This window comes from Tsuneonella deserti, from assembly GCF_014644315.1.
In the GTDB taxonomy this organism is placed as follows: Bacteria; Pseudomonadota; Alphaproteobacteria; order Sphingomonadales; family Sphingomonadaceae; genus Tsuneonella; species Tsuneonella deserti.
In genome coordinates, this window is sequence record NZ_BMKL01000019.1 from 1 (window position 1) to 524 (window position 524).

General features: G+C 30.2%; 1 protein-coding gene. It reads right to left on the reverse strand.

Features of this window, described 5'->3' with window-relative positions; translation table 11 throughout:
• Positions 1-60: 60 nt before the first annotated feature.
• A partial coding sequence (locus IEW58_RS14265; protein ID WP_188645892.1) for a PTS sugar transporter subunit IIA occupies positions 61-524 on the reverse strand: 464 nt, incomplete at its 5' end.

Consider the following 524-nt stretch of genomic DNA (forward strand, 5'->3'; position numbering starts at 1 on the left):
TAACATTTACATTTAAAAAGATATTGTCATTACTAAATAATTCGCTCATTTTGTACACTCCTAAATAAATTGTTTTTTAATTCGTTCTAAAAATTTGTTTCTTAATAATGTTTCAAGTTCCTGTGGATTTTCCATAAAAGTATCAATAGATTCTAATTTCAAACTTAAAAATTCGGACAAGTCACTTACCAGTGATGCCATAAAATCATTGTCAGGAATAAACATGGAAATCATATATTTAATTGTTTGATTGTCATTTTGAATACTAGGCAATGTTAACGGTTCTTCTAAAACTGTGATTAGAATCATAGGGTGTTTAATCATATTGTCTCTTAGGTGTGGTATTGCAACAGGATATGGACTTAATATCCATCCTGGATTGTCAATCAATCGTTGCTCTAGTAGTTCAGCGAATGACGTTGGATCGTTTATTACATCGCATTGATATAGATAATCTGCGATATATGTTTGCCACTGTTTAACTTCGGTACTAACTATTTTCACTGAATCAAGCAAAGTTAAAC